Source organism: Acinetobacter sp. RG5 (assembly GCF_031844265.1).
Classification (GTDB): Bacteria; Pseudomonadota; Gammaproteobacteria; order Pseudomonadales; family Moraxellaceae; genus Acinetobacter.
In genome coordinates this window covers 216,246-232,574 of the sequence record NZ_JAUZUV010000003.1, presented here as the reverse complement: position 1 = coordinate 232,574, position 16,329 = coordinate 216,246, and the positions used below count along the sequence as shown (strand labels likewise).

The window sequence follows — 16,329 nt, the reverse complement described above, 5'->3', positions numbered from 1 at the left end:
ATTACCCTTGAATTTGTTCTACTGAAAGACCACGTTTCGCAGCAACCTTTTCAGGAGTAGTCATATCACGCAAACCATTGAAAGTTGCGTTTACTACGTTAGCAGCGTTAGTAGAACCACGGCATTTAGTCAACACGTTACGTACGCCTACAGCTTCTAGAACTGCACGCATAGCGCCACCAGCAATTACACCTGTACCTTCAGAGGCAGGCTGCATGAATACGCGGCTAGCGCCGTGACGTGCATGAATTGGGTGCTGTAACGTACCATCAACAAGGTCAACAGTAATCATATTGCGACGAGCAGCTTCAAGTGCTTTAGAGATAGCAGCTGGAACTTCACGTGCTTTACCACGACCAAAACCTACGCGACCATTACCATCACCCACAACAGTTAATGCTGTGAAAGAGAAGATACGACCACCCTTAACAACTTTGGCTACACGATCAACGGCAACCAGCTTTTCAACAAGACCTTCGTTTTGTTCAACTTTAGCCATGATTAGAACTCCAAGCCGTTTTCACGAGCAGCATCAGCCAAGGCTTTGATACGACCATGATATTTAAAACCAGAACGGTCAAATGCAACTTTAGTAACACCAGCTGCTTTAGCGCGTTCTGCGATTAAAGCACCTACTTTCTGAGCTGCTTCAACGTTACCAGTTGTACCCGCACGTAGAGTAGCGTCTAAAGTAGAAGCTTGCGCTAATACTTTGCCACCATCTGCAGAGATAACTTGAGCATAGATGTGACGCGGAGTGCGGTTTACACACAAACGAGTCGCACCCAATGCACGGATGTGCAAGCGTGTGCTTTTCGCACGACGCAAACGGGATTGTTTCTTTTCGTTCATAAGAACCTCGCGCCTTATTTCTTCTTAGCTTCTTTACGAAGTACAACTTCGTCAGAATAACGAACACCTTTGCCTTTATATGGCTCTGGTGGACGGTAACCACGGATATCTGCAGCAACCTGTCCTAAAGCTGCTTTATCAGCAGATTTAAGAATGATTTCAGTTGCAGTTGGAGTTTCAGCAGTTACACCTGCAGGAAGTGCATAATCGATCGGGTGAGAGAAACCAAGGTTAAGATGAACAACGTCACCTTTAACCGCAGCTTTATAACCAACACCGATAAGCTGTAACTTACGTTCGAAACCTTCGCTAACACCTTTTACAAGGTTATTAAGCACAGCGCGAGCAGTACCAGCTTGCATCCAAGCGTCTTTCGACTCTTGTACTGGAGCAATAGCTAGAATACCGTCTTCCTGTTTAAGCTCGACCAGCGCATGCAGGTTGAAAGACAATGTACCTTTAGTGCCTTTCACTTCGACCTGCCGGCCGTTCTGAGTAACTGTTACACCGTTAGGTACAGTTACTGGGGCTTTAGCCACACGAGACATGAGGAATCACCTATTAAGAAACAAAAGCAATAACTTCACCACCAACGCCTGCAGCACGTGCAGCGCGATCAGTCATGATGCCTTTGCTTGTAGAAACAATTGCAATACCTAAACCTTGCTTAACGCTAGGAAGTGCATCTTTACCGCGATACTGACGTAGACCTGGACGGCTTACGCGCTTCACAGTTTCGATAACTGGTTTGCCTTCGAAATACTTTAAAGTCAAAGTAAGAGTTGGTTTGCCTTCAGCATCTGCAACTTCTACGTTTGAAATATAACCTTCTTGTTGAAGTAAGTTAGCGATTGCTACTTTCAACTTAGAATTTGGCATAGAAACAGTTTGTTTCTTTGCCATTTGTGCGTTACGAACACGTGTTAGCATGTCGGCAACGGTATCTTGCATACTCATCTATAGTGCTCCTTACCAGCTTGCCTTAACAACGCCAGGTACATCACCTTGCATTACTGTTTCACGTAATTTGTTACGGCTTAAACCGAACTTACGGAAGTAACCATGAGGACGACCAGTTAAACCACAACGGTTACGTAGACGTACTGGAGATGCATTACGTGGTAATGCTTGTAATTTCATCATCGCTTCGAAACGTTCTTCGTCTGATGCATTTACGTTTGCAATAACAGCTTTTAATTCAGCACGTTTTGCAGCGTATTTAGCAACAGTAGCTTCGCGTTTCAATTCGCGATTAATCATACCTTTCTTAGCCATATCGACCTCTTATTTGAACGGGAAGCCGAATGCACGCATAAGCGCACGGCCTTCGTCATCGGTGCGAGCAGTCGTAGTAATGGTAATATCCATACCACGAATACGATCAATCTTGTCAAAATCGATTTCAGGGAACATGATTTGTTCCTTAAGACCCATTGAGTAGTTACCACGACCGTCGAATGATTTCGCAGAGAAACCACGGAAGTCACGGATACGAGGGATCGCAATCGAGATCAAACGGTCCAAGAATTCGTACATACGTTCGCCGCGTAAAGTAACTTTACAACCGATCGGCCAACCATCACGGATTTTAAAACCAGCGATTGATTTACGAGCTAACGTAAGTACTGGTTTTTGACCAGCGATAGCTTGCATATCTGAAAGAGCACCATCAAGGAGTTTTTTGTCGGCAGCAGCTGCGCCAACACCCATGTTGATCGTGATTTTAGTGATGCGAGGAATCTCCATCACATTCTTAACGCCCAATACTTCTTGTAATTGAGCTTTAAGTTCGTCGTTGTAACGTGTTTTAAGTCTGGCCATGGCCTATATCAACCTATTACTTCGCTACCGCCACTGATTCACCATTTGATTTGAATACGCGAGTTTTCACGCCATCAATCACTTGGTAACCAACACGGTCAGCCTTTTGGGTTGTAGCATTAAAAACTGCCACGTTTGAAATATGAAGCGAAGCTTCCTGAGTTACAACGCTACCTTCAGCGCCTGTAGCACGGTTCGGCTTCTGATGCTTCTTCACCAAGTTAAGGCCTTCAACCTTAACACGGTCATTAGAAACAGACAGAACAGTACCCTGTTTGCCTTTTTCTTTACCTGCGATCACAATTACTTGATCGCCTTTTTTAATCTTAGCCATGATCGCCTCTTATAGAACTTCAGGAGCCAATGAAATAATTTTCATGAACTGTTCAGTACGAAGTTCACGAGTCACTGGTCCGAAAATACGAGTTGCAATCGGCGCTTTGTTGTTGTTCAAAATAACAGCAGCGTTATCGTCGAAACGAATCACTGAACCGTCTGCACGACGGATACCGAATTTTGTACGAACCACAACCGCATTCATCACGTCACCTTTTTTAACACGTGCGCGTGGAATTGCTTCTTTTACAGTAACTTTAATAATGTCGCCAACAGAAGCATAACGACGATGCGAGCCACCAAGTACTTTAATACATTGTACGCGGCGTGCACCACTGTTGTCTGCTACGTCGAGCATAGTTTCGGTCTGAATCATTGCCCTACTCCAAAACCGAGCAACACCGGTCGAAATTTCGAAAGGCTCAAAGAGTACTCGAAATTGACCGATGATGCAACAAGAACGTTAATTACTCAGCAGCTGCTTCAACAACTTCAACTAGAGTCCAAGACTTAGTTTTAGAAATTGGGCGGCTTTCTTTAATGGTTACAACATCACCAGCTTTAGCTGTGTTGTTCTCATCATGAGCATGTAATTTTGTTGAACGGCGGATTAATTTGCCATACAACGGGTGTTGAACTTGGCGTTCAATAAGTACAACGATAGATTTATCCATCTTGTCGCTTACAACTTTGCCAGTTAACGTGCGGACTGTTTTATCACTCATTGTCCGTTCCCCTGTTTTTCGGTAAGGAGGGTCTTAATACGAGCAATAGTCTGACGAGTAAGTGCAACTTCATGCGATTTACCCAATTGACCAGTTGCTTTCGCCATACGAAGACGGAATTGGTTAAGCTGTTGCTCATCAAGCAAAGCTGTCAACTCTTCTACCGACTTTTCACGTAGATCTTTAGTTTTCATTACATTACCGTCCGAGTCACGATAGCGGTTTTAAACGGAAGCTTAGCTGCTGCAAGCGTAAACGCTTCGCGAGCCAATTCTTCGTTAACACCATCAATTTCGTACAAGACTTTACCTGGTTTGATTTGGCAAACCCAATATTCCACAGAACCTTTACCTTTACCCATACGCACTTCAAGAGGCTTAGAAGTAATCGGTTTGTCCGGGAATACACGGATAAAGATCTTACCACCACGCTTAATACGACGGCTAATTGTACGACGCGCTGCTTCAATTTGACGCGCAGTCATTTGACCACGTTCAACTGATTTAAGTGCAATAGTACCGAAAGATACTGTGCTACCGCGGTGTGCTAGACCAGTGTTACGGCCTTTCTGCACTTTACGGAATTTAGTACGCTTAGGTTGCAACATGGATTATTCTCCTTTTTCAGCAGAACGATCATTGCGACGACCACGACGCTCTTGACCTTCACCACGACCACGACCGCGTTTAGCTGGACGTTCTTCAGCTGGAGCTGGGTTCATGACTTGTTTCATGCCGCCCAAGATCTCACCACGGAAGATCCAAACTTTAACACCGATCGTACCGTAAGTAGTCTCAGCACGCATAGTCGCATAGTCGATATCTGCACGAAGCGTATGTAGAGGTACACGACCTTCACGATACCACTCAGTACGAGCAATCTCAGCACCACCTAAACGGCCTGAAACTTCTACTTTGATACCTTTAGCACCAGCACGCATTGTGTTTTGAACCGCACGCTTCATAGCACGACGGAACATTACACGTTTTTCTAATTGAGAAGCGATCGCTTCAGCAACTAGACGCGCATCTAAGTCTGGACGATCAATTTCATTGATACTTACTTGCGCAGGAACACCCATGATAGATGTTAATTCGCGTTGTAGTTTCTCAATATCTTCGCCTTTTTTACCGATTACGATACCTGGACGAGCAGTGCTAATAGTTACTTTAGCAGCGCCTGTAGGGCGTTCGATAAGAATGTTGCTGATCATCGCGTTTTTAAGTTTTTTGATCAAAAACTCACGAACTTGAAGATCTTTAAGCAAGTATTCAGCGTATTGTTTCGGATTCGCATACCAGTTAGCGTTATGACGTTTCACAACACCTAGGCGGATACCGATTGGATGAACCTTCTGACCCATATCAAACCCCTACCTTAACGGTGATGTGACAAGTACGCTTAGTAATACGATCTGCACGGCCTTTAGCACGTGGCATAATACGTTTCAGGCTCATGCCTTCATCAACGTAGATCGTAGAAACTTTAAGGTCGTCTACATCTAAACTGTTATTGTGTTCAGCGTTTGCAATCGCAGATTCCAACGCTTTCTTAACTAGAACTGCAGCTTTTTTGTTGCTGAAGTTAAGGATGTTAAGAGCGTGCGCAACAGATTTGCCGCGGATAAGATCTGCAACCAAACGAGCTTTTTGTGCCGAGATAGCGGCACCGCGTAATTTAGCAGTTACTTCCATCATAGCACCCATTAACGTTTAGATTTCTTGTCAACACCGTGACCGCGATAGGTACGAGTTGGTGCAAATTCACCAAGCTTGTGACCAACCATGTGCTCAGAAACGATCACAGGAACGTGGTTACGGCCATTGTGTACAGAAATTGTTAAACCAACAAAATCCGGGAGGATCATCGAACGACGCGACCAAGTTTTGATCGGCTTACGGTTATTAGCCGCGATAGCCGCTTCAACCTTAGCGAACAAGTGCGCATCGACGAATGGGCCTTTTTTCAGAGAACGAGGCATTGTCAGATTCCTTTACTTGTTACTTAACGCGACGGTCGCGAATAATCATCTTAGTCGTACGCTTATTGGTACGTGTCTTGTACCCTTTAGCTTTTTGACCCCATGGGCTTACAGGTTGAATACCTTTGTTACGCCCTTCACCACCACCGTGTGGATGGTCAACTGGGTTCATCGCCATACCACGAACGGTAGGACGAACACCACGCCAGCGTGATGCACCAGCTTTACCTAGTGAACGAAGGTTGCTTTCTGAATTAGATACTTCACCTAACACAGCACGGCATTCAACGTGAATTTTACGCATCTCGCCTGAACGCAGACGAACGATAGCGTAAGAACCGTCACGACCCAACAGCTGAACTGAAGTACCAGCTGAACGAGCTAACTGCGCGCCTTTACCGATTTTAAGTTCGATGTTGTGAAGAGTAGAACCGATAGGCATGTTGCGAAGCGGCAAGCAGTTACCTGGACGAATTGGAGCATCGTTACCAGACTGTACTTTATCGCCAGCGCGAAGGCCTTTAGGAGCGATGATATAACGACGCTCACCGTCAGCATACAATACAAGTGCAATGTGTGCAGTACGGTTAGGATCGTATTCGATACGCTCTACAGTTGCAGGAATACCATCTTTGTTACGTTTAAAGTCAACTAGACGGTAGTGCTGCTTGTGACCGCCACCAACGTGACGAGTCGTGATGTGACCGTTGTTATTACGGCCGCCAGTACGTTTTTTAGCTTCAACCAACGGAGAGTATGGTGCGCCTTTGTGAAGGTGATCGTGAACCACTTTCTCTACAAAGCGACGTCCTGGAGACGTTGGCTTACATTTTTGAATAGGCATAATTCTCGTCCTTATTCCGCTGTGCTTTCAGCGGTATCGCCCAAGTCAGCCATTTCAACATCTTGGCCAGCTTTCAGGGTGACGTATGCTTTTTTAACATCAGAACGACGTCCTAATGTTTTACCAAAGCGTTTAGACTTACCTTTAGTGATAGTCGTGTTAACTTTAACAACTTCCACACCAAAGAGTTGTTCCACTGCTTTTTTGATTTCAAGCTTGTTTGCATTTAATGCAACTTTAAACACTTGAACACCAGCAGTTTCACCTAAAACTTGTGCTTTTTCTGAGAATACAGGTCCTTGCAGGACTTGATAGATACGTTCGTTGTTCATCCGAGTTCTACCTCAATTTTCTTAGCAGCAGCTACAGACATAACAACTTTGTCGAACGCAATCAAGCTAACCGGATCGATTGCAGCAGCATCAACCACATCAACGTGTGGAATGTTGCGCGCAGCAAGATACAAGTTCTCATCAACAGCATCAGTAACGATCAATGCGCGAGTCGCATTCAAGTCGTTAAGTTTTGCAAGCAATTCTTTAGTTTTTGGAGCTGCAACAGCAAACTCTTCAACTAAAACTAGGCGATCTTGACGAACAAGTTCAGCTAGGATGCATTGCATAGCACCGCGGTACATTTTACGGTTTACTTTTTGAGACCAGTCTTGTGGACGAGCAGCAAAAGTTTTACCACCGCCAACCCAGATTGGGCTACGAATAGAACCAGCACGAGCGCGGCCAGTACCTTTTTGACGGAATGGCTTGCGACCACCGCCAGAAACGTCTGCACGTGATTTCTGAGCTTTTGAACCTTGACGGCCACCAGCTAAATAAGCTGTAACCACTTGGTGAACAAGAGCTTCATTAAATTCACGACCGAACGCAACTTCTGATAATTCAACAGCAGAGCCGGAAACAGTATTTAAATTCACGTTATTTCCCCTCAGGCCTTGATCGTAGGACGAACGATTACGTCGCCACCAGTAGCACCAGGAACCGCGCCTTTAACAACTAGAACTGAACGTTCTGTGTCGATAGCAACGATCTCAAGACCCTGTGTAGTTACGCGTTCAGCACCTAAATGGCCAGCCATTTTTTTGCCTTTGAATACGCGACCAGGAGTCTGGTTTTGACCAGTAGAACCTAAAACACGGTGAGAAACTGAGTTACCGTGAGTTGCATCTTGCGTACGGAAGTTCCAACGCTTAACACCACCTTGGAAACCTTTACCTTTAGATTGACCAGTTACGTCAACAACTTGACCAACCTGGAACAATTCAACGGTAAGCGTACCACCAACTTCACGACCTTCAAGATCAGCTTCTGAAGCACGGAATTCTTGAACTAGACGACCAGCTGCAACACCCGCTTTCGCAAAGTGGCCTTTCTGAGCGTTAGTTACTCGAGATTCGCGACGTTCACCAGTAGTGATTTGAATCGCTTGATAACCATCAGTTTCAAGCGTTTTGATTTGAGTGATGCGGTTAGGATCAACCTCAATCACTGTAACAGGCACAGAAACACCAGCATCTGTAAAGATACGTGTCATACCGCACTTGCGACCGACTAAACCAATAGCCATGTGCATAAACCTCTAAAAAAGCGGCCTAATTAACTTAGAGTGTTAATTAACCCGAAAGCCTTAACCCAATGCGATCTGAACATCAACACCAGCTGCAAGATCTAACTTCATCAATGCATCTACAGTTTTGTCTGTAGGTTGAACGATGTCGATCAAACGCTTGTAAGTACGGATTTCGTACTGGTCACGCGCGTCTTTGTTTACGTGTGGTGATGTTAAAACGTTAAAACGTTCAATACGTGTTGGCATTGGAATTGGACCACACACTTGTGCGCCAGTACGTTTTGCGGTTTCTACGATTTCTTGAGCTGATTGATCAATCAGGCGATGATCAAAAGACTTAAGACGGATACGAATTCTCTGGTTAGACATACCAGTAAACTCCAAGCCAAATATATAAAGAATCACTCTTGACGCATCTCACCCCACTTTATGTGGGCAAGTGTCAAGAGCAGTGAAATATCACTAAGGTCATGATCGATGCCACGACTGTAACGATAGTTAACTACTTTATTCGCAGTTAACCCCCTTCCTATTGAAGGGTCGCTTATTATAGCCATTGTTTAATGCATAAGCAAATCTCTTTTATGGTTTTATCCAAGTTTTCAATTTATGACTTAAAACAATAGTTTATTGTTTAAATATTAGGCGGTTTTTGCCAAAACATATTCTATTGCACGATTTAATATCTGATTTCCTTCAATAAATTTTTGCTTCGTGGTTTTTTTTAATTCAAATAAATTTTGCACATATTTTCCTGAAAATTGCGCAAGCTCTTCTTCATTTTCCAAAAACAATGCCAGGGTTTCCGGCGTGATTTCCGGATGAAACTGGAAGCCCAATACATTTCTGCCCAACTGGTACATCTGATTACGACAGGCCTCATTTTCTGCCAGATGGACTGCACCTTTGGGCAATTCAAATGTTTCATTGTGCCATTGCAGAATATTAAATTGCTCCGGCAAGCTAAAACACGTCTCTGGTAGATTCGTCACTCTGTGCACCGTGGTCCACCCCAATTCCTGTTCTGGATTGCGACTAACACCTGCACCTAAAGCATTTGCAATCAATTGCCCACCCAGACACAGGCCAATTGCCGGTTTGCCATGCGAAAGATAGCGACGCAACCAGCGTTTTTCTATTTTTAACCAAGGGAAATTCGCTTCATCATTCACACTCATGGTTCCCCCCATAATGATCAGCAAATCCACCTCTTCCACTGCAGGCAGCGCCTCGATCTCCAGCGTTCGATCCACGGGTAAAGCAAAAAATTCAGTCGCTGTAATGTGCGCCTGATGCTGCTTTAAAAATTCATAACAACTACCAAAACCTTCACCAGCAATATGCTGAAAATAATGCACTTTTAAATGCGACTTCATGCTCCTCAACCTATTTTTTTAGCTATATAGATTTAGGTTTTGCAAAAATGAAGCCAACTTTTTATAAGACTTGTTGTTTTTAAACAATTCACAACGTAACTGGCAGTGAGTCACAGATTCTCTTAAGCTAGAGTAATATTTGATTACATTTGAGCGCATTCACGTGAAACAAGACTCTCAAACTCGCCTGATTCATGCACCACGAAAGGCTCCTCAAGCGATTTCTACCATTCAGCCTCCCCTCTATCGTGCATCGACCATTATCTTTAACAATACCGATGCCCTGTTTAATCGCCATTGGACCGATGACTATGATTATAGTTATGGCACGCATGGCACGCCTACGACCTTTACGCTGGGCGATAACATCGCACAGCTCGAAGGTGGTTTATATCACCTGCTCGCACCGAGTGGTTTATCCGCGATTAATCTCGTGAATTCTTGCTTTTTAAGCCAAGGAGATGAGGTTTGGGTGGCTGACAATATCTATGGTCCAAACATGGAACATTTACGCAATCTGGAAAAGCGTTATGGAATTACGGTTAAGGTCTACAATCCCATAGAGCTTGATACATTTCAGCCTACAGATAAAGCCAAACTGATCTGGCTCGAGGCTGCTGGCTCAGTCACCTTGGAATTTCCGGATCTGGCTGGTTTAGTGAAAAAAGCTCAGGCACACAATATTCTTACTGCGCTGGATAATACCTGGGGCGCAGGTCTGGCTTTTGATGCCTTTGATTTTAGTGAAGAGCATTTAAGTGTAGATATGACGGTACATGCACTGACCAAATATCCAAGCGGCGGTGGTGATATCCTGATGGGCTCAGTGGTTACGCGAGATAAGACCCTGCATCACAAACTGTTCCGTGCGCATGCCATTCAGGGCATTAGTGTTTCTGGTGATGATGTGGCACAGATACAACGTAGTCTGGCTTCGATGCAACTGCGATATCAACATCAATCCAACAGTGCGCTTACATTAATGACATGGCTTAAACAGCAAACCGAGTTTGTGCAAGTACTTCATCCTTCAGATCCGGACAGTGCAGGCCATCAGTACTGGAAAGAAATTTGCAAGCAAGGTGATAGTGCCGGCCTGGTCAGCGTGATCTTTGACAGCACATACGTAATGCAGGATATCCGGAATTTCTGTGATAGTTTAAAACTGTTTAAGCTAGGCTTTAGTTGGGGTGGCCCTGTCAGTCTGGTCATGTTATATAACTTAAAAGACATGCGTGTGCTGGAACATTCACACTTAAAAGACGGCTTGCTGGTTCGTTTCTGTATTGGACTGGAACATCCGGAAGATTTGATTCAAGATATTCAGCATGCACGAGAACAAATGAAAAAACTTAAAAATGAATAATAAATAACAGGAAAAGCTATGGGTACACCAATTGTTATTGCTAAAAAAACCACGGATACCACGCAGGATATTGTGCTGCATTCCCAACTTGCCAATCGACATGGCTTGATTGCAGGTGCCACTGGTACCGGAAAGACTGTAACCTTAAAAGTATTGGCGGAGAGCTTTTCTCGAATTGGTGTACCTGTATTCCTCGCCGATGCCAAAGGCGATGTTTCCAGCCTGGCCAAAGCAGGTGAAAGCAGCCCCAAATTTGATGAACGGATTAAAAGTCTCAATATCGAGTCCATTCCTTTTGCAGCCTCACCAGTGGTGTTTTGGGATTTATTTGGCGAACAGGGTCATCCGATTCGCACTACCATTTCTGAAATTGGCCCGCTACTGCTTGCTCAAATGCTGAATCTGAATGACACCCAGGAAGGCGTTTTATCTGCCGTGTTTCGGATTGCCGATGATCAGGGTTTATTGCTGATTGACTTTAAAGACCTGAAAGCCATGCTGAGTTATGTCTCTGAACATGCGGCTGAGTTTAAAGCTGAATATGGCAATCTTTCACCCGCCAGTCTCGGGGCTATTCAACGCAACTTATTGGCACTGGCTGACCAAGGCGGTGACCAGTTTTTTGGCGAACCGGCGCTGGATCTGATGGACTTTTTGCAGACGGATAGTCAGGGCCGTGGCAATATCAACCTATTGGCGGCCGACAAGCTGATGAATACACCCAAGCTATATGCTACTTTCCTACTGTGGATGCTCTCCGAGCTGTTTGAACAGCTTCCCGAAGTCGGCGATCCGGACAAACCTAAACTGGTGTTTTTCTTTGATGAAGCCCATCTCTTGTTTGATAATGCCAGCCCTACCCTACAGGATAAAATTGAGCAGGTGGTGCGTCTAATTCGCTCGAAAGGTGTAGGGATTTATTTTGTCACGCAAAATCCTTTGGACTTGCCTGAAAGTGTCTTAGGCCAGCTCGGCAATCGGGTTCAACATGCTTTGCGGGCTTTCACTCCCAAAGATCAAAAAGCAGTGAAAACCGCAGCAGAGACTTTCCGAGCCAATCCTGAATTTAAAGTCGATCAGGTGATTACCGAGTTAGCAGTAGGTGAGGCTCTAATTAGCTGCCTGGATGAAAAAGGCATTCCACAAATTGTAGAACGTGGCTGGGTCATGCCGCCGCATTCATCCTTTACGCCGATCTCGCCTGAAGAACGCAAGGCTCTCATGCAGCAAAGTATTGTCGCCGGTATTTATGAGCAGCCAGTCGATCGGGACAGCGCCCACGAAATGCTGCAAAACAAGGTCGCAGAACGCCAGCAACAGGCTCAGGCCGCCGAATTTGCCAAACAGCAAAGCAAAGAACAGGAAGCTCTTGCCAAGCAGCAAATTAAAGAACAGGAACGTCTGGCACGAGAACAGCAAAAAGAAGCTGAACGCGCAGCCAAGCAACGAGAAAAACTGACTCAGGATATTGTCGGCACCTTTGCCAAAAGTGCTGCCCGTAGCCTGGGCGGGAGTACTGGGCAGAAAATTGTGCGCGGCTTACTGGGTTCGCTGTTTGGCCGCAAATAATCCCCCTCCTTTTCCGATCATCATCACACTTTTTATGGGATATTCTTATATCCCATAATTTTTTTATGGTTTTATGACTATGCGCTATTGTAAAGCTATTTTAAAAGATGTAATTTAAATACATCTTTTAAAAAACATCTGTAGATAGCTCTCATGACTCCACAACATATTGAACTTGTACAAGCGACTGTTCCTGTTTTACGTGAAAACGGCGTAGCACTTACTACGTATTTCTATAACCGCATGCTGAACAACCATCCAGAGTTGAAAAACACCTTCAACATGGATCATCAAAGTACTGGCCGTCAACCACGTGCCTTGGCTGCCGCAGTACTTGCCTATGCTGAAAACATTACCAATCCGGGCGTTTTGGCCAAAGCCATCGAACGCATTACCACTAAACATGTCAGCCTGGATATTCAACCGGATCAATATGCGATTGTCGGTGAGAACCTGTTGCACTCGATCAGCGAAGTTTTAGATGTACCCATGGACTCAGACCTGATTGCAGCCTGGAAAGAAGCGTATATGCAACTGGCAGATATTTTGATTGGTGTGGAAAAATCTAAATATGCCACCCTAGCTTCTGAAAATGGTGGCTGGGCGGGCTGGCGCGAATTTGAAGTAGCAGCAGTCAATGATACCGACGCAGGTAAAATCTTTACACTTAAAGCTAAAGATGGTGCAGCGATTGCAAGTGCTGAAGCCGGTGAACATATTTCAGTACGTGTACAGGTGCCTGAACAGCACATTCGTCAACCACAACAGTTTAGCTTTGATCAGGCTCAAAACGAGCAATATCAAATTACTGTGAAAGCGGAAGAAAATCCAACCGCATTCTCGGTTGCACAGACACTGATCGACCACTACAAAGTTGGTGATGTAGTTGAAGTGTCTGCCCCGCTCAAGCTTTAATTGCAAAAACGGTTTAGACTAGCATCAGATTCTGATTAAAAGCTCCATTCGTGGAGCTTTTAACATTCAATTCTTTCATTTTCTAGCTGTTGACGTTATGCAACTCAATAAATTCACTGACTATGCGCTTCGGATTCTGATGTATGTCGCACAGCCACGTGATCTCCCCTATACCATTGCAGAACTTGCCGAGCGATTACAGGTTTCACAAAATCATGCCATGAAAATCGTGCATTTTATGGCGAAACAGGAGTGGCTGATTACCACACGTGGTAAAGGTGGCGGCATACGTTTAAATCCGGCCAGCCTGAACCTCCAGCTGGGACAGATTGTGCGGATCCTGCAACGCGACAGCAATGTAGTGGAATGCAATAGCCCACCCTGCGTATTACGTCCGACCTGTGGTTTAAAAGGTATTTTAGATGATGCCGTGGAACAGTTTTATAGCAGTCTGGACCAATATGTGCTTAAAGATGTGATTAGGCCACGAAATGCGCGTTTCAGTACAAATTCTCCGATCAGCCTGATTAATCTTTAAAGTCTTCAGGGTCATGTCTTGTGACTTATTCTTGCGGCAAAGTTCGCTTGCCTGTGCGACTTCCTTTATAATGTTTCATTGTAGATCATTTATTGAAGTTGAGTTATGCACCACAGCAGAGGAAAATCCAAAAACAGTAAGACAGCCCATGCGCCTAAGCAAAAGATCAGCTACGAGAAAAAAGTTGATTCTGCCATTACTGAATATTCTGTGCGCGCACTCAACTGGCTACGCAAAGCCGAATTTTTAATGAGTGCACCCAAACTCAGTCTTTGTGTAGAAGATACTGGCTATGAAATTGCTTTTGCCGGCCGCTCAAATGCGGGTAAGTCCAGTGCGATTAATGCCTTGACCAACCAGAAACAGTTGGCACGTGCATCGAAAAAACCTGGCCGTACCCAGATGATCAACTTTTTCAGCCTGGGCAATCCGGATCAGCGTCTGGTCGACTTACCCGGTTATGGTTATGCGGCTGTGCCTGAAAAAATGAAATTGGTCTGGCAAAAAGAACTGGAAAATTACCTGATTCACCGCCAGAGCTTACAAGGCCTAGTATTGCTGATGGATATCCGCCATCCCCTGCAACACTTTGATGTGATGATGCTGGAATGGGCTTATTCCCGCCAGTTGTTCGTGCATGTCTTGTTAACCAAGTCAGATAAACTAAACCGTGGTCCTGCATCCAAAGCCTTGCAGGAAGTCAAAGCGGCATTGAAAAAGATGAAGCTGGATTTCTCGATTCAACTGTTTTCCTCCATGAACAAACAAGGTTTAGAAGAACTGGCCAGTGTCATGGGTGGCCGTTTGAACTTTACCTTAGATCAAGCCTCTGAATATGATCTGGACAGTATTCCGGAAGCATCAGCGCATGATTTAAATGAATCTGATGAACCGCTTGAAGAGCTCGAGCTTAGTGAATCCGATTCGGAGCATGTTGCCGAAGTATCGACACATGATTTAAATGAAGCTGAAGAACCGCTGGAATTACTGGAGCAAGATCAATCCGAGCTTAAAGCGGCAGATGAATTGAATCAGAATAAGCATTCACCGGATTAAGATCCATATCACCGCAATGGTCTGGGATCGTTCTGGATTTATTAAAACTTACCTTATAAAAAAGCAGACCAATGGCCTGCTTTTTTTATTTTTTAAATGTTTTAGCTATCTGTAGCTTGAAGATTGGGTTCACGCGTATGCCGGTCCACCACCACACTGATCATCATATCCCCTTGAACATTCACCACTGTGCGTACGGTATCCAGTAAACGGTCGATCGGTAAAAGAATAGCAATCGCCTCGGCAGGCAAACCGACCGACTGCAAGACCATGATCATGGTCACCATACCGGCACTCGGAATTCCTGGTGCACCTAAGGATGCAATCATCGCCGTGGCGCAGACCACCAGTTGCTGCCCCAGACTCAGATCCAGTCCCATTAAATTGGCAATAAACAGAGCTGCAGCTGCTTCATACAGCGCCGTACCATCCATATTCAACTGTGTACCAAGTGGGATCACAAAGCCTGCAGTATGTGGGCGTACCCCTAAATTTTCCTGTGCGCATTTCATCGATAAGGGCATGGTGGCCGAACTGGAACTGGTAGCAAATGCAGTAATCAAGGCAGCCCGTGTACCTTTAAAGAACGTGACCGGATCCATCTTGCCAAAAATCCACAGCAATAAAGGCAAGACCACGATGCCATGAAAAATCGTCGTACCGGTGACTACCGCAGCGAATTCAGCCAGACGACTGAGAACTGAAACATCTTCAGTGGCAATTAATTTGGCCAATAAGGCAAAAATACCGAGCGGTGCCAGTTTCATCACCCAGCCAATCATCAATATCATGATTTCAAAAAACTGGTGACTCAGCTTGCGCACGGTACGGAATTTATCTCCTCCCGCAACCAGTGCCACACCCACAAATAAGGCAAAGACCACCACCGCCAAGACATTGCCATCGGCAAAGGCTTTAAATGGATTGATCAGGGTATTCTGAATAAAATTGGTAAAGAAAGAAGATGGCGTGAGCGTATCCGGCGTTTGATGTTGTGCCATAGCATCCTGGAACATCAGCACATTAACACCCTTACCGACATCAAACAGATGTGCACATGCCAGACCTAAAATGAGCGCCAAGGTGGTGGTGGTCACACAACACATCAGGGTGATTTTCCAGGTTCGGCTCAGTTGCCCACCCGCCTGCAGATTGGATACGCCGACCACGATCGAGCTAAAAATCAGGGGTACTAACAGCATTTTTAACAAGCCAATAAAAATACTGCTGACGATGCCGATGCCATATAAGCTGATATCAAAAAATGAGGTCTGCGGAAATATCGTCAATAGAAATCCAAACAGCACCCCCAATACGGCGGCAATTAAAATTTGCGTATTTAAGCTCATCTTTTCATGCATTTTTA

Annotated in this window: 24 protein-coding genes and 2 pseudogenes; 5 read left to right on the top strand and 21 right to left on the bottom strand. The window is 44.9% G+C overall.

Annotated elements, in window-relative coordinates:
• Position 1: 1 nt before the first annotated feature.
• From rpsE to Q9R21_RS05140, 20 genes and pseudogenes are all read right to left on the bottom strand, one after another.
• Positions 2 to 499 carry a 30S ribosomal protein S5 gene (rpsE, locus tag Q9R21_RS05235; protein ID WP_004281496.1) on the bottom strand — a complete coding sequence of 166 codons (498 nt, stop codon included), beginning with the start codon at positions 497 to 499 and terminating at the stop codon, positions 2 to 4.
• A 2-nt stretch (positions 500 to 501) separates the two neighbouring features.
• Positions 502 to 852 (bottom strand): 50S ribosomal protein L18, encoded by a 351-nt coding sequence (gene rplR, locus Q9R21_RS05230; protein WP_004281497.1) that lies wholly within the window; start codon positions 850 to 852, stop codon positions 502 to 504.
• 14 nt (positions 853 to 866) lie between these two features.
• The gene (gene rplF / locus Q9R21_RS05225; protein ID WP_004645059.1) at positions 867 to 1,400 is read right to left on the bottom strand and encodes a 50S ribosomal protein L6; all 534 of its coding nucleotides are present in this window, start codon (positions 1,398 to 1,400) and stop codon (positions 867 to 869) included.
• 13 nt (positions 1,401 to 1,413) lie between these two features.
• Complete coding sequence (rpsH, locus tag Q9R21_RS05220) at positions 1,414 to 1,809, bottom strand: 30S ribosomal protein S8 (RefSeq protein ID WP_004281499.1); 396 nt, start codon at positions 1,807 to 1,809, stop codon at positions 1,414 to 1,416.
• Between the two features lie 12 nt (positions 1,810 to 1,821).
• The gene (rpsN, locus tag Q9R21_RS05215) at positions 1,822 to 2,127 is read right to left on the bottom strand and encodes a 30S ribosomal protein S14 (RefSeq protein WP_004732275.1); all 306 of its coding nucleotides are present in this window, start codon (positions 2,125 to 2,127) and stop codon (positions 1,822 to 1,824) included.
• A gap of 9 nt (positions 2,128 to 2,136) precedes the next feature.
• Complete coding sequence (gene rplE, locus Q9R21_RS05210; RefSeq protein ID WP_004645057.1) at positions 2,137 to 2,673, bottom strand: 50S ribosomal protein L5; 537 nt, start codon at positions 2,671 to 2,673, stop codon at positions 2,137 to 2,139.
• Positions 2,674 to 2,689: 16 nt separating this feature from the next.
• Positions 2,690 to 3,007 (bottom strand): 50S ribosomal protein L24, encoded by a 318-nt coding sequence (rplX, locus tag Q9R21_RS05205; RefSeq protein ID WP_004281502.1) that lies wholly within the window; start codon positions 3,005 to 3,007, stop codon positions 2,690 to 2,692.
• Between the two features lie 9 nt (positions 3,008 to 3,016).
• Positions 3,017 to 3,385: a 50S ribosomal protein L14 gene (gene rplN, locus Q9R21_RS05200; protein WP_004281503.1), complete on the bottom strand. Its 369-nt coding sequence runs from the start codon at positions 3,383 to 3,385 to the stop codon at positions 3,017 to 3,019.
• Between the two features lie 91 nt (positions 3,386 to 3,476).
• The gene (gene rpsQ / locus Q9R21_RS05195; protein ID WP_004281504.1) at positions 3,477 to 3,734 is read right to left on the bottom strand and encodes a 30S ribosomal protein S17; all 258 of its coding nucleotides are present in this window, start codon (positions 3,732 to 3,734) and stop codon (positions 3,477 to 3,479) included.
• Positions 3,731 to 3,928, bottom strand: coding sequence for a 50S ribosomal protein L29 (gene rpmC, locus Q9R21_RS05190; protein ID WP_004281505.1), 198 nt, complete (start codon positions 3,926 to 3,928; stop codon positions 3,731 to 3,733). The genes rpsQ and rpmC overlap by 4 nt, the downstream gene beginning before the upstream one ends.
• The gene (rplP, locus tag Q9R21_RS05185; RefSeq protein ID WP_004281506.1) at positions 3,928 to 4,341 is read right to left on the bottom strand and encodes a 50S ribosomal protein L16; all 414 of its coding nucleotides are present in this window, start codon (positions 4,339 to 4,341) and stop codon (positions 3,928 to 3,930) included. Before rplP ends, rpmC begins: the two co-directional genes overlap by 1 nt.
• Positions 4,281 to 5,097: pseudogene (rpsC, locus tag Q9R21_RS05180) on the bottom strand (30S ribosomal protein S3). The gene rplP and the pseudogene rpsC overlap by 61 nt, the downstream one beginning before the upstream one ends.
• Before the next feature lies 1 nt (position 5,098).
• On the bottom strand, positions 5,099 to 5,428 hold the full coding sequence (gene rplV, locus Q9R21_RS05175; RefSeq protein WP_001982638.1) for a 50S ribosomal protein L22: 330 nt from the start codon (positions 5,426 to 5,428) through the stop codon (positions 5,099 to 5,101).
• An 11-nt stretch (positions 5,429 to 5,439) separates the two neighbouring features.
• Positions 5,440 to 5,715 carry a 30S ribosomal protein S19 gene (gene rpsS / locus Q9R21_RS05170; protein ID WP_004281508.1) on the bottom strand — a complete coding sequence of 92 codons (276 nt, stop codon included), beginning with the start codon at positions 5,713 to 5,715 and terminating at the stop codon, positions 5,440 to 5,442.
• Positions 5,716 to 5,734: 19 nt separating this feature from the next.
• Positions 5,735 to 6,559: a 50S ribosomal protein L2 gene (rplB, locus tag Q9R21_RS05165; protein ID WP_004281509.1), complete on the bottom strand. Its 825-nt coding sequence runs from the start codon at positions 6,557 to 6,559 to the stop codon at positions 5,735 to 5,737.
• A gap of 11 nt (positions 6,560 to 6,570) precedes the next feature.
• Positions 6,571 to 6,891 carry a 50S ribosomal protein L23 gene (gene rplW / locus Q9R21_RS05160; RefSeq protein WP_004281510.1) on the bottom strand — a complete coding sequence of 107 codons (321 nt, stop codon included), beginning with the start codon at positions 6,889 to 6,891 and terminating at the stop codon, positions 6,571 to 6,573.
• Complete coding sequence (rplD, locus tag Q9R21_RS05155; protein WP_004281511.1) at positions 6,888 to 7,490, bottom strand: 50S ribosomal protein L4; 603 nt, start codon at positions 7,488 to 7,490, stop codon at positions 6,888 to 6,890. The genes rplW and rplD overlap by 4 nt, the downstream gene beginning before the upstream one ends.
• An 11-nt stretch (positions 7,491 to 7,501) precedes the next feature.
• A complete protein-coding gene (gene rplC / locus Q9R21_RS05150) occupies positions 7,502 to 8,140 on the bottom strand; it encodes a 50S ribosomal protein L3 (protein WP_253144458.1) in 639 nt (212 codons plus the stop codon).
• A gap of 60 nt (positions 8,141 to 8,200) precedes the next feature.
• On the bottom strand, positions 8,201 to 8,512 hold the full coding sequence (rpsJ, locus tag Q9R21_RS05145) for a 30S ribosomal protein S10 (RefSeq protein WP_000070912.1): 312 nt from the start codon (positions 8,510 to 8,512) through the stop codon (positions 8,201 to 8,203).
• 272 nt (positions 8,513 to 8,784) lie between these two features.
• The gene (locus Q9R21_RS05140) at positions 8,785 to 9,519 is read right to left on the bottom strand and encodes a type 1 glutamine amidotransferase (RefSeq protein WP_311203858.1); all 735 of its coding nucleotides are present in this window, start codon (positions 9,517 to 9,519) and stop codon (positions 8,785 to 8,787) included.
• Between the two features lie 163 nt (positions 9,520 to 9,682).
• Here Q9R21_RS05140 and Q9R21_RS05135 point away from each other — a divergent pair, with 163 nt between their 5' ends.
• The 5 genes and pseudogenes from Q9R21_RS05135 to yihA all read left to right on the top strand — a co-directional run.
• Positions 9,683 to 10,885: a PLP-dependent transferase gene (locus Q9R21_RS05135; RefSeq protein ID WP_311203857.1), complete on the top strand. Its 1,203-nt coding sequence runs from the start codon at positions 9,683 to 9,685 to the stop codon at positions 10,883 to 10,885.
• An 18-nt stretch (positions 10,886 to 10,903) separates the two neighbouring features.
• Entirely contained in the window at positions 10,904 to 12,454 is a 1,551-nt protein-coding gene (locus Q9R21_RS05130; RefSeq protein ID WP_311203856.1) for a helicase HerA-like domain-containing protein, read from the top strand.
• A 153-nt stretch (positions 12,455 to 12,607) separates the two neighbouring features.
• Positions 12,608 to 13,369 carry a globin domain-containing protein gene (locus Q9R21_RS05125; protein WP_005101211.1) on the top strand — a complete coding sequence of 254 codons (762 nt, stop codon included), beginning with the start codon at positions 12,608 to 12,610 and terminating at the stop codon, positions 13,367 to 13,369.
• 97 nt (positions 13,370 to 13,466) lie between these two features.
• Positions 13,467 to 13,907, top strand: coding sequence for an Rrf2 family transcriptional regulator (locus tag Q9R21_RS05120; protein ID WP_253144455.1), 441 nt, complete (start codon positions 13,467 to 13,469; stop codon positions 13,905 to 13,907).
• A gap of 105 nt (positions 13,908 to 14,012) precedes the next feature.
• Positions 14,013 to 14,789: pseudogene (yihA, locus tag Q9R21_RS05115) on the top strand (ribosome biogenesis GTP-binding protein YihA/YsxC); the annotation flags it as partial.
• Between the two features lie 275 nt (positions 14,790 to 15,064).
• Here the strand turns inward: yihA and Q9R21_RS05110 are convergent.
• On the bottom strand, positions 15,065 to 16,312 hold the full coding sequence (locus Q9R21_RS05110; RefSeq protein WP_311203855.1) for a dicarboxylate/amino acid:cation symporter: 1,248 nt from the start codon (positions 16,310 to 16,312) through the stop codon (positions 15,065 to 15,067).
• Positions 16,313 to 16,329: the final 17 nt, after the last annotated feature.